Annotated in this window: 16 protein-coding genes; 4 read left to right on the top strand and 12 right to left on the bottom strand. The window is 71.2% G+C overall.

Translation table 11 applies throughout. The features are described 5' to 3' along the window. Positions 1 to 45 precede the first annotated feature (45 nt). Together BI335_RS07265 and BI335_RS07260 are read left to right on the top strand one after the other, a co-directional pair. A complete protein-coding gene (locus BI335_RS07265; RefSeq protein WP_094357900.1) occupies positions 46 to 1416 on the top strand; it encodes an FAD-binding oxidoreductase in 1371 nt (456 codons plus the stop codon). Positions 1417 to 1579: 163 nt separating this feature from the next. Beyond that, entirely contained in the window at positions 1580 to 2992 is a 1413-nt protein-coding gene (locus BI335_RS07260; protein ID WP_094430070.1) for an MFS transporter, read from the top strand. A gap of 68 nt (positions 2993 to 3060) precedes the next feature. Here BI335_RS07260 and BI335_RS07255 read toward each other — a convergent pair whose 3' ends face one another. From BI335_RS07255 to BI335_RS21825, 5 genes are all read right to left on the bottom strand, one after another. Beyond that, entirely contained in the window at positions 3061 to 4953 is a 1893-nt protein-coding gene (locus tag BI335_RS07255) for an AMP-binding protein (RefSeq protein ID WP_094430069.1), read from the bottom strand. Positions 4954 to 5023: 70 nt separating this feature from the next. Beyond that, positions 5024 to 5587, bottom strand: a complete 564-nt coding sequence (locus BI335_RS21020) for a hypothetical protein (RefSeq protein WP_133625329.1) — start codon at positions 5585 to 5587, stop codon at positions 5024 to 5026. Between the two features lie 43 nt (positions 5588 to 5630). Beyond that, the gene (locus tag BI335_RS07245; protein WP_133625330.1) at positions 5631 to 5972 is read right to left on the bottom strand and encodes a hypothetical protein; all 342 of its coding nucleotides are present in this window, start codon (positions 5970 to 5972) and stop codon (positions 5631 to 5633) included. Positions 5973 to 6139: 167 nt separating this feature from the next. Further along, on the bottom strand, positions 6140 to 6949 hold the full coding sequence (locus BI335_RS07240) for a cation diffusion facilitator family transporter (protein WP_229119490.1): 810 nt from the start codon (positions 6947 to 6949) through the stop codon (positions 6140 to 6142). After that, positions 6946 to 7179: a hypothetical protein gene (locus tag BI335_RS21825; RefSeq protein WP_229119489.1), complete on the bottom strand. Its 234-nt coding sequence runs from the start codon at positions 7177 to 7179 to the stop codon at positions 6946 to 6948. Before BI335_RS21825 ends, BI335_RS07240 begins: the two co-directional genes overlap by 4 nt. 54 nt (positions 7180 to 7233) lie before the next feature. Between BI335_RS21825 and BI335_RS07235 the strand changes: the two genes are divergently transcribed. Further along, positions 7234 to 7602: an ArsR/SmtB family transcription factor gene (locus BI335_RS07235; RefSeq protein ID WP_094357910.1), complete on the top strand. Its 369-nt coding sequence runs from the start codon at positions 7234 to 7236 to the stop codon at positions 7600 to 7602. A gap of 33 nt (positions 7603 to 7635) precedes the next feature. Here the strand turns inward: BI335_RS07235 and BI335_RS07230 are convergent, their stop codons facing one another. Continuing rightward, a complete protein-coding gene (locus tag BI335_RS07230) occupies positions 7636 to 10026 on the bottom strand; it encodes a sodium-translocating pyrophosphatase (protein WP_094430067.1) in 2391 nt (796 codons plus the stop codon). A 133-nt stretch (positions 10027 to 10159) separates the two neighbouring features. Between BI335_RS07230 and BI335_RS07225 the strand changes: the two genes are divergently transcribed. After that, a complete protein-coding gene (locus tag BI335_RS07225; protein WP_094430066.1) occupies positions 10160 to 12439 on the top strand; it encodes a DEAD/DEAH box helicase in 2280 nt (759 codons plus the stop codon). 7 nt (positions 12440 to 12446) lie between these two features. On the opposite strand, the gene BI335_RS07220 is transcribed toward BI335_RS07225, so the two are convergent. The 6 genes from BI335_RS07220 to BI335_RS07195 form a co-directional block, all read right to left on the bottom strand. Next, positions 12447 to 12803: an Rv3654c family TadE-like protein gene (locus BI335_RS07220; protein WP_094430065.1), complete on the bottom strand. Its 357-nt coding sequence runs from the start codon at positions 12801 to 12803 to the stop codon at positions 12447 to 12449. Beyond that, positions 12800 to 13150, bottom strand: coding sequence for a TadE family type IV pilus minor pilin (locus BI335_RS07215; RefSeq protein WP_094430064.1), 351 nt, complete (start codon positions 13148 to 13150; stop codon positions 12800 to 12802). The genes BI335_RS07220 and BI335_RS07215 overlap by 4 nt, the downstream gene beginning before the upstream one ends. 3 nt (positions 13151 to 13153) lie before the next feature. Continuing rightward, a complete protein-coding gene (locus BI335_RS07210; protein ID WP_133625333.1) occupies positions 13154 to 13372 on the bottom strand; it encodes a DUF4244 domain-containing protein in 219 nt (72 codons plus the stop codon). Between the two features lie 82 nt (positions 13373 to 13454). Next, the gene (locus tag BI335_RS07205; protein ID WP_094357922.1) at positions 13455 to 13703 is read right to left on the bottom strand and encodes a DUF4244 domain-containing protein; all 249 of its coding nucleotides are present in this window, start codon (positions 13701 to 13703) and stop codon (positions 13455 to 13457) included. Positions 13704 to 13875: 172 nt separating this feature from the next. Further along, a complete protein-coding gene (locus BI335_RS07200) occupies positions 13876 to 14610 on the bottom strand; it encodes a type II secretion system F family protein (protein ID WP_094430063.1) in 735 nt (244 codons plus the stop codon). A 22-nt stretch (positions 14611 to 14632) separates the two neighbouring features. Then, positions 14633 to 15030 (bottom strand): type II secretion system F family protein (locus tag BI335_RS07195; protein WP_172421779.1); only part of this gene is annotated, 398 nt, incomplete at its 5' end.

Genomic DNA, 15030 nt, shown 5'->3' with positions numbered 1-15030 from the left:
ACCCCGCGGGATTATGCTCGCCCCCAGACGATCAGGGAGGATCTCATGCTGCTCGATGATCTGCGCACCCAGCTCGGTGAGGACCAGCTCGTCACCGACCTCGACGTGATGGAGAGTTTCGCCCACGACGAGGCGGAATGGGCGCCCTACGGCAAGCCGGTGGCGGTGGTCCGCGCCCGGACCGCCGAGGACGTGCAGACGGTGGTCCGGCTCTGCATCGAGCACCAGACCCCGGTCATCGCCCGCGGTGCCGGGACCGGGCTCTCGGGTGCGGCGAACGCCGTCGACGGGTGCGTGATCCTCTCCCTGGAGCGGATGGACAAGGTGCTGGAGGTCGACCCGCTGGAGCGGCTCGCGGTGGTGCAACCGGGCGTGGTCAACGACCATCTGCGCGCCCACGTCGCCGAGCACGGGCTCTGGTACCCGCCGGACCCGGCCTCCTCCCCGTGGTCGACGATCGGCGGCAATCTGGCCACCAACGCCGGCGGGATGTGCTGCGTGAAATACGGTGTCACCCGCGAATACGTGCTCGGCATGCAGCTGGTCACCGGCACCGGTGAGCTGGTCCGGATCGGGCGGCGGACGGCCAAGGGCGTCGCCGGTTACGACCTCACCGGTCTGCTGGTCGGCTCCGAGGGGACCCTGGGTATCGCCACCGAGATCACCGTCCGGCTGCGGCCACTGCGCGCCGAGGAGATCACCGTGGCCGGCTTCTTCGATTCCCTGGTGGCCGCCGGCCGCGCGGTGGAGGCCGTCGCCGCCGCCGGCCTCACCCCGTCGGCACTGGAACTGGTCGACCGCAACTGCCTCAAGGCGGTCGACGACTGGCGGAACATGGGCCTGTCCACCGACGCCGAGGTGGTGCTGCTGGGGCGTACCGATGTCCCCGGGGAGGCCGGCCGTGCCGAGGCCGACCGATTGGTCCAGTGCTTCACCGAGGCCGGCGCCGGCTTCGCCGTCCGCTCGGAGGACTCCGACGAGGGAGACGCGCTCTTCGCCGCCCGCCGGCTCGCCTATCCGGCCCTGGAACGACTCGGCCCGCTGCTCACCGAGGACGTCTGCGTACCGAAGGCGCAGGTTCCCGAGATGCTCGGCCGGATCGAGGAGATCGGCCGCCGCAACGACGTGCTGATCGCCACCCTGGCGCATGCCGGGGACGGCAACCTGCATCCGATGATGCTCACCCCGCCCGGTGACGACGAGCAGAAGCGCCGATCGTTGGCCGCCTTCGACGAGATCATCGCCGCCGCCATCGAGCTGGGCGGCACGGTCACCGGGGAACACGGTGTCGGCGTACTGAAACTGGACGGGTTGGCCACCGAACAGGCACCGGAGGTGCTGGATCTCTACCGGGCCGTGAAACGGGCCCTCGACCCACACGGAATCCTCAACCCGGGCAAGGCGATCCCGAGCTGAACCAACCGCCACGCCCCGTTCCGTGCCGCCCAGCGGCACATTCACCCGGGTCCCGGAGGGGCCCTGGGTGGGACCTGGGCATTACCCCGGGTCGCTGATCCGAGTCCCTTGTCACCGTTGAGCGCAACGTGCCACGGCAGGCACCTCGACGACGAGGGACACCATGACCATCGACAACTCGGTTCAGCGCGGAGCCGGGGCGGCCGCGGGCCCCCGGAATCCGGGCACCTCCCCCTCGGGCCCCGCGCCCGGCACCGCCGCCTCCCGGACACCACGACAGCTGCGTGCGGTGTACGCGATCCTCGCGATCGCCTGCGGCGCCCTGATCTTCGACGGCTACGACATCGTCGTCTTCGGCACCATCGTCGCCGGCTGGCTGCGCGACCCGAGCCAGATCGGTGAGGCGTCCATCTCCGCGGCGCAGGCGGGTGCGGTCGGTTCGTACGCCCTGGTCGGCGTGATGATCGGTGCCCTGGCGGCCGGCGCGATCGGTGACCATCTCGGCCGGCGCCGGCTGGTGCTGGGCAGCATCGCCTGGTTCTCCATCGGCATGGCGATCACCGCGCTCAGCCCGAGCCTCGCGTTCTTCTCCGCCTTCCGGTTGATCACCGGGATCGGCCTCGGTTCGCTGCTCGCGGTGCTCGGCGCGTTGGTCGCCGAGTTCGCTCCCACCGATCGGAGGAACCGCTTCAACGCCATCGTCTATTCCGGCATCCCCGCCGGTGGTGTGCTCGCCTCCCTCATCGCACTGGCCCTGCTGGGGTCGATCGGTTGGCGCGGCCTGTTCTGGATCGGCGCGATCCCGCTGGTCACCCTGCTGCCGCTGGCCTTCTGGTTGATCCCGGAATCCCCGAAATGGTTGGAATCCCGCGGTCGGCAGGCCGAGGCGGAACTGGTCGCCGAACGCACCGGGGTGGTGCTCGAGGGCGCACCCGCTGCGGTGGTCGACGGTCGCCCGGCTGAGAAGGTCGGCTTCGCCGGGCTGTTCGGCAGCCGGTACGCCCTGCCGACGGTGCTGCTCGGCATGATGTCGTTCTCCGGGCTGCTGCTCACCTACGGCCTGAACACCTGGCTGCCGAAGATCATGCAGGGTTATGGCAAGGGAGCCCAGTATTCGTTGCTCTTCCTGCTGTTGCTGAACACCGGTGCGGTGGTCGGTGGGCTGATCGCCGCCTGGCTGGCGGATCGGTGGCTCGGGCCGCAGAAGACGATCGTGGCCACCTTCGTGCTGGCCGCGCTGACCCTGTTCGGGATGACCTTCCGCTTCCCCGATCCGGTGCTGTTCGCCTTCATCTTCATCGCCGGTACCGGGACGTTGGGCACCCAGGTGCTCATCTACGGCAAGGTGTCGAACTACTACGCCACCCATGTCCGCGCCGCCGGCGTGGCCTGGTGTGCCGGATTCGGCCGACTGGGTGGCATCTTCGGCCCGGTGATCGGTGGCGCGATCGTCGGCGCCTTCGCCTCGGCGACCAATCCGACCGAGGCCGGGCGGATCGCCTTCTGGGTGTTCGCCGCGGTCGCACTGTTCGGTGCGGTGATGTGCGCGGTGGTCCCGCGACGCGGGGAGAACTGATCGGAACAGCCGGCATCTGATCCTGTGGGTGGGCCGGATTCTCTTCTGCTGTGGAGAATCCGGCCTGCTCAGTCGGCCGGGCGGATCAGTATCGCCCGCAGATCCTCGACCACCTGCGGATCCTCGATGGTGGAGGGCACGGCACCCGGTTTGCCGTCGGCGATCTCGCGCATCGTCTTGCGCAGGATCTTGCCGGACCTGGTCTTCGGCAGCGCGGCGACCACGTCGATCCGGCGCAGCGAGGCCACCGCACCGATCTCGTCGCGGACCGCCTGCACCAGCTCGGCGATCACCTGGTCGGGATCGGTCTCGGCACCCTCCTTGAGCACCACCAGCCCGCGCGGCTGCTGGCCCTTGAGCTGGTCGGCGACCCCGATCACCGCGACCTCGGCGACCGCCGGATGGGCGGCGAGCACCGCCTCCATCGATCCGGTGGAGAGTCGGTGCCCGGCGACGTTGATGACGTCGTCGGTGCGGCCCATCACGAAGACGTAGCCGTCCTCGTCGAGATAGCCGCCGTCGCCGCTCAGATAGTTGCCCGGATAGGCGGACAGATAGGAGTTCACGAACCGCTGCTCATCACCCCACACACCGGTGAGGGTGCCGGGTGGCAGCGGCAGTCCGATCACGATGGCCCCCTCGGTCCCGGCCGGCAGCTGCCGGCCCTCGCCGTCGAGGATCCGCACGTCGTATCCCGGCACCGGAACGGTCGGCGATCCGGGCTTCACCGGCATCGGCTCCATGCCGCGCAGGTTCGCCGCGATCGGCCACCCGGTCTCGGTCTGCCACCAGTTGTCGATGACGGGGACGACGAGTTTCTCACTGGCCCAGGCATAGGTCTCCGGATCCAATCGCTCACCGGCGAGGAAGAGCGTCTGCAGCCCGGTGGTGTCGGCCTCGGACAGGAACTCACCGTCCGGGTCGACCTTGCGGATCGCCCGCATCGCCGTGGGGGCGGTGAACATGGCCTTCACCCGGTGTTCGGCGACGACCCGCCAGAAGGCGCCCGCATCGGGCGTACCGACCGGCTTTCCCTCGAACAGCACCGAGGTGGCCCCGGCGAGCAGCGGGCCGTAGACGATGAACGAGTGCCCGACCACCCAGCCGACATCGGAGGCGGTGAACATCACCTCACCCGGGCCGACGTCGAAGATCTCCTGCATGGCGAAGCAGAGCGCGACGGCGTGACCGCCGTTGTCGCGGACGATGCCCTTCGGTTTTCCTGTGGTGCCTGAGGTGTAGAGGATGTAGAGCGGGTCGGTGGCGGCGACCTCGACCGCCATCGCCGGTTCGAAGGAACCGGGTTTCATCACCGAGGCGAAGTCGACGTCGCGGCCGGGTGTCAGCTCGGCGGTCAGCTGCTCGCGCTGCACGATGATGCAGGAGTCCGGTTTGTGCGCCGAGCTCTCGATCGCCTTGTCCAGCAGGGGTTTGTACGCGAGCACCCGCGACCCCTCCAGACCGCAGGAGGCGGAGATCACCACCTTGGGCCGGGCGTCGTCGATGCGGGCGGCCAGTTCCGCCGCGGCGAAACCACCGAAGACCACCGAGTGCACCGCACCGATCCGGGCACAGGCCAGCATCGCCATCGCGGCCTCGGCGATCATCGGCATGTAGATGACGACCCGATCGCCGGGCTCGACACCCATGCCCTGCAGGGCACCACCGAGCCGGGCCACCCGATCGAGCAGCTCGGCGTAGCTGTAGCTGCGCCGATCCCCGGTGATCGCGGAATGGAAGATCAGCGCCGGCTCGTCGGCCCGACCGGCGATCACGTGCCGGTCAAGGGCGTTGAAGCAGGTGTTCAAGGTGGCATCGGGATACCAGCGCGGGATCGGGGTCGCGTCGCGGTCGAGCACCTCGCGCGGCGGGCGGATCCAATCGACCCGCCTCGCCTGCTCACCCCAGTAGCCGGCCGGGTCGGTCATCGACCGTCGGTACTGATCTGCGTAGTTGCCCATCGTTGCGCTCCTGCCCGCTGATTAGCTGTCGAATCAGCCTAACCAGCGGGCCGGTTGGCGCACGGGCGGGTCAGGCCATCGGGGCACTCACGTACCACTTGCCGTCGATCTTCTGCGCGGTCTGGTAGACGTTCAGGACACCTTGTGCCTCGGGTGGCGTGATGGTGGCGGTGGACAGGTCAGCGGTATCACCGTTCACCTGCACATTGCTGACCTTGGCGTTCTTCAGATTGTTCAGCATGCCACCGGGCATCGCACGTGTGGTGTTCTCCATCGACCTGGTGCACATGTCCCCGGCACCGATCGAGTTCATCGGCTTTCCCTGGACCGCGAGCGCATCACACACACCCTGGGCGTCCTTGTTGCCGAGGGCCTTCAGGAACGCCTCGGCAGCGGCCTCCGGAGTTCCTTGGCCTCCGGCCCCGCTGCTCTCCCCGCTGGAGGCTGCCGATGAGGGGGCGCCGGATGAAGGCGCGGAGGAGGCGGGGGCCGAGGAGGCCGGGGCCTGCGAGGCCGGTGCCTGGCTCGCGGGAGCGGGTGCCGGAGCCGGGGACGACGTGTCACCCGAGCCACCACAGGCGCTCAGGCCGATGGTCAGCAGGGCGGCGACGGAGAGGCAGAGGGAAGTACGCACGAGAACTCCTGGTCGAATTGGTCGGGTCGGTCGTTCGATGGGGTCAGCCGAAGGAGAGGTACCACTTGCCGTCGATCTTCTTGGCTGTCTTGTAGACGCTCAGCGCCCCCTTGGCCTGGGCCGGGGAGACGGTGGCGGTGCTGAGATCGGCGGTGTCACCATTCACGGTCGCCCCGCTCACCTTGGCATTCTTCAGGCTGTCGAGCTGGCTGCCCATCGAGTCGATGCTGCCCTTCATCTGGGTGGCACAGGTGTCTCCGGCACCCATCGCGCTGACCGGTTTGCCGGAGATGGCCATCACATCACAGATGGCCTTGGCGTCCTTGTTGCCCATGCCCTGCAGGAACATCTGGGCGGCACCCTCGGGGGTGGTCTGGTCGGTCACGGTCGACGAGGCGGCACCTCCGCCTCCGCCTGCACCGCAGGCGGTCAGACCGATGGTGAACAGGGTTGCGGCTGACAGAGCGATAGCGGTACGCACAGGGAACTCCTGGTGGTTCGGACCGGGGCCTGAAGCGCCCCGGTGTCCTTCCACGGTAGGGGTTCCGGGGGCTAGTTCAGCCGATCCGGCTCCACTCGGACGATCACCTCACCCGATCGCGGGACCCCGCGGGACAGCGACTCCTGGACCCGGGCACGCAACCGGTCCGCCTCGGTCAGCCGGAGCCCCGGGTCCGCTCGGATCAGCAACTCGGCGTACAACTGGTGCCCCAGCCAACGCGCCCGGACCTCCTCGACCGTGCGTACGCCGGGAACGGCACCGGCCATCGCGGTGAGCCGATCGATCAGGGCCGGGTCGACGGCATCGAGCAGTCGCCCGCCGACCTGCCGCACCGCACCGCGGAGCACCCCGACGATGGCCACGGTGATCAGCAGCCCCACCACCGGATCCGCCCAGTCCCAACCGAGCGCGACCCCGCCGGCGCCGAACAGCACCGCGAGGCTGGTGAACCCGTCGGTCCGGGCATGCAGACCATCGGCGACCAGCGCGGCGGATCCGATCCGGCGACCGACCCCGATCCGGTAGCGCGCCACCACCTCGTTGCCGATGAAGCCGATCAGCCCGGCGATCGCCACCGCGGCGAGATGGGTCACCGGCTGGGGCTGCAGCAGCCGGCGTACCGCCTCCCAGCCGGCCAGTACGGCCGAGAGCGCGATCATCGCCACCACGAACAATCCCGCCAGATCCTCCGCCCGACCGAACCCGTAGGTGAACCGGCTGGTCGCGGCCCGCCGGCCCAGCGCGAACGCGGCCAGCAGCGGGATCGCGGTGAGGGCGTCGGTGAGGTTGTGCAGGGTGTCGCCGAGCAGGGCCACCGAGCCCGAGTACCAGAAGACCACCGCCTGCAGAGCGGCCGTCACACCAGCCCGGCCAGGCTGATCCAGAGCGCCCGGCGCCCGGCGGCCGAGGCCTGGAGTTCGTCATCGATCTGGTCGGCGACGTCATGGGAGTGCATGCCGAAGAGCTCACTGAGCAGGTGCCGGAACCGGCCGAACCCGGTCTGCGGGTGGTCGTGGGGGTGCGCATGGTCATGCCCATGTGCCCGGTCGGCGGGCGTGGCGGGACCATGGCTGTGGGCGCGGTCGGACATGATCCCACGCTATCTGCATTCCTATGCAGGTATCTAGTCAGTAAGGTGAGGCGCGTGCACGATTCGCTGCCCGACCTGACGATGCCCGACGACGATCAGGCTGCCCTGGCGGCCGAGACCTTCAGGCTGCTGGCCGATCCGACCCGGATCAAACTCGTCTGGGCGCTGCTCCAGGGAGAATCCTCGGTGTCCTGCCTGGCCGAACTCGCCGGCGTGAGCCCGACCTCGGTCAGCCAGCACCTGGCGAAGCTCCGGCTCGCCGGGGTGGTACGCGGCCGCCGCGAGGGCACCTACATCTACTACCGGGCGGCCGACCCGCACGTGCGTGCGGTGCTGGCCGAGGCCCTCTCCCACGTCGAACACACCGAGGGCGACCTCGGCCCGGAGACCCAGCACCGGCACCGCTTCGCCGAGCCGGACTGACCCCCCGGGGGTCAGTCCTTCGCACGTCGCCTGTCAGGAATCGGTGTCCCGCCGCGACTGCGGACCGCGCGGCTCGTACTCCTCCTCGACGACGACCTCTTCGACGGTCACGGTCTCCTCGCCGCCATGGTCGCCGGCAAGCTCCGCGGTGCCGGCATCGTTGTCCTCGCTGATGCCGACCTGGCGGCGGGAGGAGATCACCACGGCGACCGCGACGACGGCCAGCGCGACCAGCGCGATCACGTAGCGGATCGGGGAGTTGGAGTTGTTCAGCGAGCTCATCCCGACCGCGGCCGGGGCGATCAGCAGCGCGACCAGGTTCATCACCTTGATCAGCGGGTTGATGGCCGGGCCGGCGGTGTCCTTGAACGGGTCGCCGACGGTGTCACCGATCACGGTGGCCTCGTGCGCCGGCGAACCCTTGCCACCGTGGTGGCCGTCCTCGACGAGCTTCTTGGCGTTGTCCCAGGCCCCACCGGCATTCGCCAGGAAGACCGCCATCAGGGTGCCGCAGGCGATCGCGCCGGCCAGGTACCCGGCCAGCGCCGGCGCCCCCAGTCCGAAACCGACCGCGATCGGGGCGAAGATCGCCAGGATGCCGGGGGTGGCGAGCTCGCGCAGCGAGTCGCGGGTGCAGATGTCGACCACCCGGCCGTACTCCGGCCGACCGGTGCCCTCCATGATCCCGGGGATCTCCCGGAACTGGCGGCGTACCTCATAGACCACCGCACCGGCGGCCCGGCCGACCGCGGAGATCGCCAGCCCCGAGAACAGGAAGACCACCGAGGCGCCGATGATCAGCCCGACCAGCACACCCGGGTCGAAGACCACGGCCTGCTCGACGAAGCGCTGGTAGTTCTGCTGCAGCACCGCCGCGATCGAGTCGGTGTAGGAGCCGAACAGTGCGGTCGCGGCGAGCACCGCGGTGGCGATCGCGATGCCCTTGGTGATCGCCTTGGTGGTGTTGCCGACCGCATCCAGCTCGGTCAGGATCTGGGCGCCCTCACCGTCCACGTCACCGGACATCTCGGCGATGCCCTGCGCGTTGTCCGAGACCGGGCCGAAGGTGTCCATCGCGACGATCACACCGACGGTGGTCAGCAGACCGCAGCCGGCGAGCGCGATCGCGAACAGCCCGACCACCCCGACGCCGCCGAGCAGGAAGGCCCCGAACACCGCGGCCGCGATCACCAACGCGGTCCAGACCGCCGACGAGAGGCCGAGGGAGATGCCGGAGAGCACGACGGTCGCGGCCCCGGTCAGCGAGGTCCGGCCGACGTCCTGGACCGGCCGGTCCTCGGTGCCGGTGTAGTGGCCGGTCAGCGACAGGATGATCGCGGCCAGCACGATGCCGATCAGCACCGAACCGAGGGCCACGATCCGCGGGTTGTCGATCGGGCCGTTGAAGGCGGTCCCGGTGCCGAGCTCGGCGAAGCTGCCGGGCAGGAAGACGAAGGCGGCGATGCTGCAGAGCACCGCGGAGATGATCGCCGAGGAATAGAACGAGCGGTTGATGGTACGCAGCCCGTTCTCCCCGGCGCGGGGCCGGGTGATGTAGACCCCGATCAGCGCGGTGATCACACCGATCGCGGGCACCAGCAGCGGGAAGGTCAGCCCGGCGCTGCCGAAGGCGGCCTTGCCGAGGATCAGCGAGGCGACCAGGGTCACCGCATAGGACTCGAACAGGTCGGCGGCCATGCCGGCGCAGTCGCCCACGTTGTCACCGACGTTGTCGGCGATGGTGGCGGCGTTGCGCGGGTCGTCCTCGGGGATGTTCTGCTCGACCTTGCCGACCAGGTCGGCGCCGACGTCGGCGGCCTTGGTGAAGATGCCGCCGCCGACCCGCATGAACATCGCCAGCATCGCCGCGCCGAAGCCGAAGCCCTCGAGCACCGTCGGGGCGTCGCTGCGGAAGACCAGCACGACGATCGCGGCCCCGAACAGGCCCAGCCCGATGGTCGCCATGCCGACCGAGGCGCCGGTCCGGAAGGCGATCTTCATCGCCGGGTCGTGGCCCTGGTCGCGGGCGGCGGAGGCGACCCGCACGTTCGCGCGGACCGCCAGCCGCATGCCCAGATAACCGATCAACCCGGAGAACCCGGCACCGACGATGAACGCCACCGAGCGGGCGCCCTTGAGCAGCCATTCGTTCGCACCGGTGTCGGAGTGTGCCGGCAGCAGGAAGAGCAGGATGAAGGCGACCACCGCGAAGACGCCGAGGGTGCGGAACTGCCGGCCCAGATAGGCCGCCGCGCCTTCCTGCACGGCGACCCCGATCCGGCGCATGTTCTCGGTGCCGTCGTTCGCTTTGAGCACCTCGGTGCGGAACACGATGGACATCGCCACCGCTATCGCGGCGATCGCGGCGATGACGACGACGATGGTCAGGCTTCCGCCGGAAAGGTCAACCTGCAGGGGCTTCATCGATCCTCCAGTGTGTGACGTGGTTCACGGGTCACGTCAGGTAGCCCGGAGTATGCCATGCGACCTCGGCGGCACGACCGACGGGCCGCGGCGGGTCTGCCGCGATGTCGGCACCGGAGCCTAGATTGGTGGGGTGATCCCCGACTGGCTGAGCGAGCATCCCGATCTGCGGGCCAGCCTGTCGCGCCCGGGAGCGGTCGGGGTCACGGCGGACTGGCCCGGTTGGCTGCCGGCCGGGGTGGTCGAGTCGCTCGGCGCGCGCGGCATCGAGCGACCCTGGGCGCACCAGCGGGAGGCCGCCGAGTCGGCCCATGACGGGCGGGCGACGATGCTGGCCACCCCGACCGCCTCGGGCAAGTCGCTGGCCTATCTGATGCCGGTGCTGGCGGCGACCTGGGGAGGTTCGCCGACCTCGGCTCCCCCACCGCCCGAGTCGGCGGGTCGGCGTACGCCCCGGACGTTGCTGCGCCGCCCGCACACCGCCCTCTATCTGGCCCCCACCAAGGCGCTCGCCCACGACCAGGGCCGGGCCTGCGGTGCGCTCGGGATCGGCAGCTGGCGGTTCGCGGTGCTGGACGGCGACTCCGGGCCCGAGGAGCGCACCTGGGCCCGCGACCACGCGACCTTCCTGCTCACCAACCCCGATCTGCTGCACCGCTCGATCCTGCCCGGGCACCAACGCTGGCAGGGATTCCTGAAGTCGCTGCGTTACCTGGTGGTCGATGAGGCGCACCACTACCAGGGTGCGTTCGGGATGCAGGTCGGCCTGGTGCTGCGGCGGTTGCTGCGGCTCTGCCGGGAGCTGGGTGCCGAACCGGTGGTGATCGGGGCGTCGGCGACCGTCGCCGACCCGGCGGCCACCCTGGCGGCACTGACCGGGACCCCGGCCGACCGGGTCACCGCGGTGACGGCATCGACCGCGCCCCGGCCGGAGACGACCCTGCTGGTCTGCCAACCGGCCGACCCGGAGCTGGCGGTCACCGAGGTGGTCACCCGACTGCTGGCCGAGGGCCGGCAGACCTGCGCGTTCGTCGACACCCGGGCGCGGGCCGAGCAGCTGGCCGCCGATGTGCGGCGCACCGGGGCGGAGTTCCGGGCCTATCGCGCCGGACTGCTGCCGCACGAGCGCCGCGAGCTCGAGGCCGCGCTGGCGAGCCGGCGGCTGCTCGGGGTGGCGAGCACCAGCGCGCTGGAGCTGGGGGTGGACATCGGTGGGTTGGATGCGGTCGTGCTGGCCGGCCATCCGGGCAGTCAGGCGGCGCTCTGGCAGCGGATCGGCCGCGCCGGTCGCCGGGATCGGCCGGCGCTGGCGGTGCTGGTGGCCCGCGACGACCCGGCGGATGCCTGGTGGTGCGACCACCCCGACGCACTGCTGGGCGGGGACGCCGATACCCCGCCGCCGGGGGCACCGACCGACCGGGTGCTGGCCCCGCAGCTGGCGGCGGCGGCCCAGGAGCGTCCACTGACCGCCGAGGATGAGCACTGGTTCGGCCCGCGGACCGCGGAGCTGGCCGACGCTCTCGCCGGTGGTGGTGTGCTGCGTCGACGACCGACCGGTTGGTTCTGGACCCGCGCCGACCGCGCCGTGGACGCGATCGACCTGCGTGGCTGCGGCGCCCGGGTGGAGGTGTGCGAACCCGACACCGGGCGGGTGATCGGCAGCCTGGACGCACACCGGGCCGACCGGGAACTGCACCCGGGCGCGGTCTATCGCCACCAGGGTGAGACCTGGCTGGTGGGTGATGAGGAGAGTCCGGCCGCCGGCCTGGTGTACGCCCGGCCGCGGCGCACGGGTTATCTGACCGTGGCCCGCAGCACCAGCCGGGTCGAGCAGCTCACCGGCGAACCCCGCGACCGGGGCGGCGGCCTGCTGGCGCACGGTTCGGCGCGGGTGGTCAGCCAGGTGACGGGGTTCCTGCGGCTCGATGAGGTCACCGGGGACATCTGGGACGAGACCGCCCTGGATCTGCCCGAACGCACCCTGGACACCCAGGCGCTCTGGTTCGAGCTGCCCGGCCGGGTGCTGCCGGTCTGGTCACCGGCCCGGGCGCGGGCGGCCTGCCACGGTCTGGAGCACGCCCTGCGCGCGATGGTGCAGGCGGTGCTGCCGCTCGATCCGCGCACCTTCGTCGGGTGGAGCGAACCGATTCCCGACGGTGGCTGGCGGGTCGGACTGCACGAACTGGTGCCGGGGGGTGCCGGCTTCGCCGCGGCCGTCGCCGAGCGTGCCGATGCCTGGCTGGCGGCGGTGGCCGACCGGCTGACCCGCTGCGACTGCCTGGTCGGTTGCCCGCGGTGCGTGTTCACCCCCGGCTGCCCCGACGCCAACCGGGATCTGGATCGGGCCGGTGCCCTCCAGCTGGTGCGCCTGCTCGACCCGGCCCAGGAGCAGCCGGGCGCCATCGCCTCGTGACCGCCGGCTAGCCGAGGCGCCCCGCATGGGCGCGGCCGGTGGCCCGGGTCGGCAGGCCCGGCACCGGCGCGTCCACCGGGATCGCGACCTCCACGCTGACCACGAAATCGATGGTGTCACCGGTCTCGGTGCAGCGCAGCACACTGGCCCCCTGCGCGGCCGCCAGCCGCTGGGCGGTGGGACACCCCGGTGCTCCCGCGGCATGCCGAGCGGCGGCACTGACGGCGGCCAGGTCGGCCGCGCCCCGGGCGCGCTGCGCCGCCACCAGATAACCGGCGATCACCGAACCGGCAGCGGTGAGCACCAGCAACAGCAACAGCGCACCGGCCACCGCCAGGGTGGCCGCGCCCCGTTCCCGGTTCATCGCTCCCCCGGTTCCAGCAGCACCCGGGCTCGGGCCTGCAGCGGCACGGCCGGCCCCGCGCCGAGGGGGCGGGCGTCCAGCCGCACCGTCACCACGGCCAGGCCGCGGTCCCGGCTCCGCTCGACCGTCGCTCCCGCGGGCGCCTCGGCCTCGGCGCGGGCGACCGCCACCCGGTCACCGCGCGCCTCCTGCCGGGCGATCTCGCTGGCGGTGTCGACGATGCGGGGCTGCAGGACCACGACCAGCACCAGCCACACCCCGGCGACGGTGGCCAGCAGTAGTGACACCAGTCCCAGCGCCACCTCGACGGTGGTGCTGCCCCGTTCATCGGGTCGGTGGCTCAGCACGGCTCAGGCCCCCCGGAACAGGCTGGTGATCCATTCGATCAGCTGCAGCATCCACTTCAGGAACCATTCCGGCGGCACGATCGGGTGGGCCTGCGGGTAACCGCCGCCGAACATGGCCAGCAGCGCCCCACCGAGGGATGCCGCGGCCACCGTGACAACCGCATGTTCCACCGCGACCGCGCCTCGCTCGTCCTGCTGGCCGCCCACGCTCGTAGACATCATTCGCCCTTCCTGTTGGGAGGTGCGATGGGCCCGGGGGTGCACGGGGTTCACCCGCCGCACACCCCCGGTCGCACACATCGGCTCAGCCGCCGACCTTCATGAACGCGTCGATCAGCGCGAGGATCAGCTGCAGCAACTTCTGCTGGACCTGCGGATCGGTGAGGATCTTGATCAGCACGCCGCCCAGGCTGGCGGCGGCCACGGTGACGACCGCGTACTCGACGGCGGCCGCGCCGCGCTCATCGCGCCGGCGCCGACGACCGGCCGCCGGCAGCTGCCGCGAGGCCCGCTCGACGACCGCGAGCTCGTTGGTGCAAGTGGTCTGGGACATGATTTTTCCTTCGCTCGTTGGGATTTCCCGGCGGCCTTCCCGATCTCCGGGTGGCCGATGCCCCGTATCGGTGGGACATCGGCACCATGGCCACCGAACGCCGAATCGGTCGCGCCGAGGTGGCCGCCTGTGGACAGTGCTCCGGGTCGTTGCCGGTTGTGGACAACTCGGCTCAGGGCCCGAACACCCGGGCCACGATCGAGCCGACGATCGGCACCATGCCGATCAGCACGAAGGCCGGCAGGAAGCAGACCGCCATCGGGAAGGCCCCGCGGACACCGAGGGTCCGGGCGCGTTGCTGGGCCTGGGCGGCACGCTCCTGCCTGGCCCGTTCGCTGTGCCGCGCGAGCAGCGCGCCCAGCTCGCTGCCGGACTCGGCCGCCCGGCCGACATCGCGGGCCACCGACCGCCAGCACGGATCCTCGGCGAGCAGCGCCCAGGCCTCTCGCTCGGAACCGCCCACATCGAGGCAGGCCAGCACCCGGTGCAGGTCCGCACCCAGCGGGCCGGGTTGCTCCTGCGCGACGATCCGGGTCGCCGCCCGCAGGGGCAACCCGGCGGCGAGGCAGCCGGCGAGCAGTTCGAGCAGTTGCGGCAGTTCCCGGACCCGCTGCTGCCGGGCCCGGACCACCGCGGGTGATTCGAACCGGCCCAGCCCGACGGCCACCATCGCGGCCACCAGGGGCAGCACCAGCACCGGCCACAGTCCGGGGAGGAATCCGGTGACCGCGATCCCGGCGGCGGCGCCGAGCAGCCACCTGGTCCGGGCCGGCAGGGCGCCGGGCCGGGGTGAGAGCCAGCGCGGTCCGCGCGGCCCGGCCCGGTTCGGCAGCAACCGGCGGGGCGCCGGTGCATCGACGAACAGCGCCGCGGCCAGCGCGGCGAGCAGCAGGGCAACCGTGACCATGACCGGTCCCACTCCTTCGAACTCAGCCGGCGCCGAGGGCACCCAGGCGCTCGGTCCACAACAGTCCGGCCGCGGCCAGCAGCGTGCCACCCAACAGGCACACCTGCCCCCACGGCGTACCGGTCAGGAAGGACAGCGGATCCCCGCCGATCAGATAACCGAGCGCCACCCCCGCGACCGGCAGCAGCGCCAGCACCACCCCGGTCATCCGCGGTGCGGCCAGCTCCCCGGCGACGGTCCGGCGCAGCTCCTCCTCCACCCGCAACCCGTCGGCGACCCGCAGCAGGCTCGGGCCGAGCGGGGCGCCCGTCCGGCCGGCGACCTGCCAGGCGCGGGCCAGCGCGGCCAGGTCGGCGTATCCCGGCTCGGCCGCCTGCCGCTGCCAGACCTGCGGCACCTCGGCACCGATCCGGGCCGCGG

The sequence above is a fragment of the Enemella evansiae genome, assembly GCF_002250705.1.
GTDB classification, from domain to species: Bacteria; Actinomycetota; Actinomycetes; order Propionibacteriales; family Propionibacteriaceae; genus Enemella; species Enemella evansiae.
Note: the sequence above shows the minus strand (reverse complement) of the source record. Positions and strands in the feature narration are given on the sequence as shown.

Coding starts and splice junctions, on each gene's coding strand:
- BI335_RS07265 (WP_094357900.1), top strand. CDS start 46: ATGCTGCTCGATGATCTGCGCACCCAGCTCGGTGAGGACCAGCTCGTC.
- BI335_RS07260 (WP_094430070.1), top strand. CDS start 1,580: ATGACCATCGACAACTCGGTTCAGCGCGGAGCCGGGGCGGCCGCGGGC.
- BI335_RS07255 (WP_094430069.1), bottom strand. CDS start 4,953: ATGGGCAACTACGCAGATCAGTACCGACGGTCGATGACCGACCCGGCC.
- BI335_RS21825 (WP_229119489.1), bottom strand. CDS start 7,179: ATGTCCGACCGCGCCCACAGCCATGGTCCCGCCACGCCCGCCGACCGG.
- BI335_RS07230 (WP_094430067.1), bottom strand. CDS start 10,026: ATGAAGCCCCTGCAGGTTGACCTTTCCGGCGGAAGCCTGACCATCGTC.
- BI335_RS07220 (WP_094430065.1), bottom strand. CDS start 12,803: ATGAACCGGGAACGGGGCGCGGCCACCCTGGCGGTGGCCGGTGCGCTG.
- BI335_RS07210 (WP_133625333.1), bottom strand. CDS start 13,372: ATGATGTCTACGAGCGTGGGCGGCCAGCAGGACGAGCGAGGCGCGGTC.
- BI335_RS07205 (WP_094357922.1), bottom strand. CDS start 13,703: ATGTCCCAGACCACTTGCACCAACGAGCTCGCGGTCGTCGAGCGGGCC.
- BI335_RS07200 (WP_094430063.1), bottom strand. CDS start 14,610: ATGGTCACGGTTGCCCTGCTGCTCGCCGCGCTGGCCGCGGCGCTGTTC.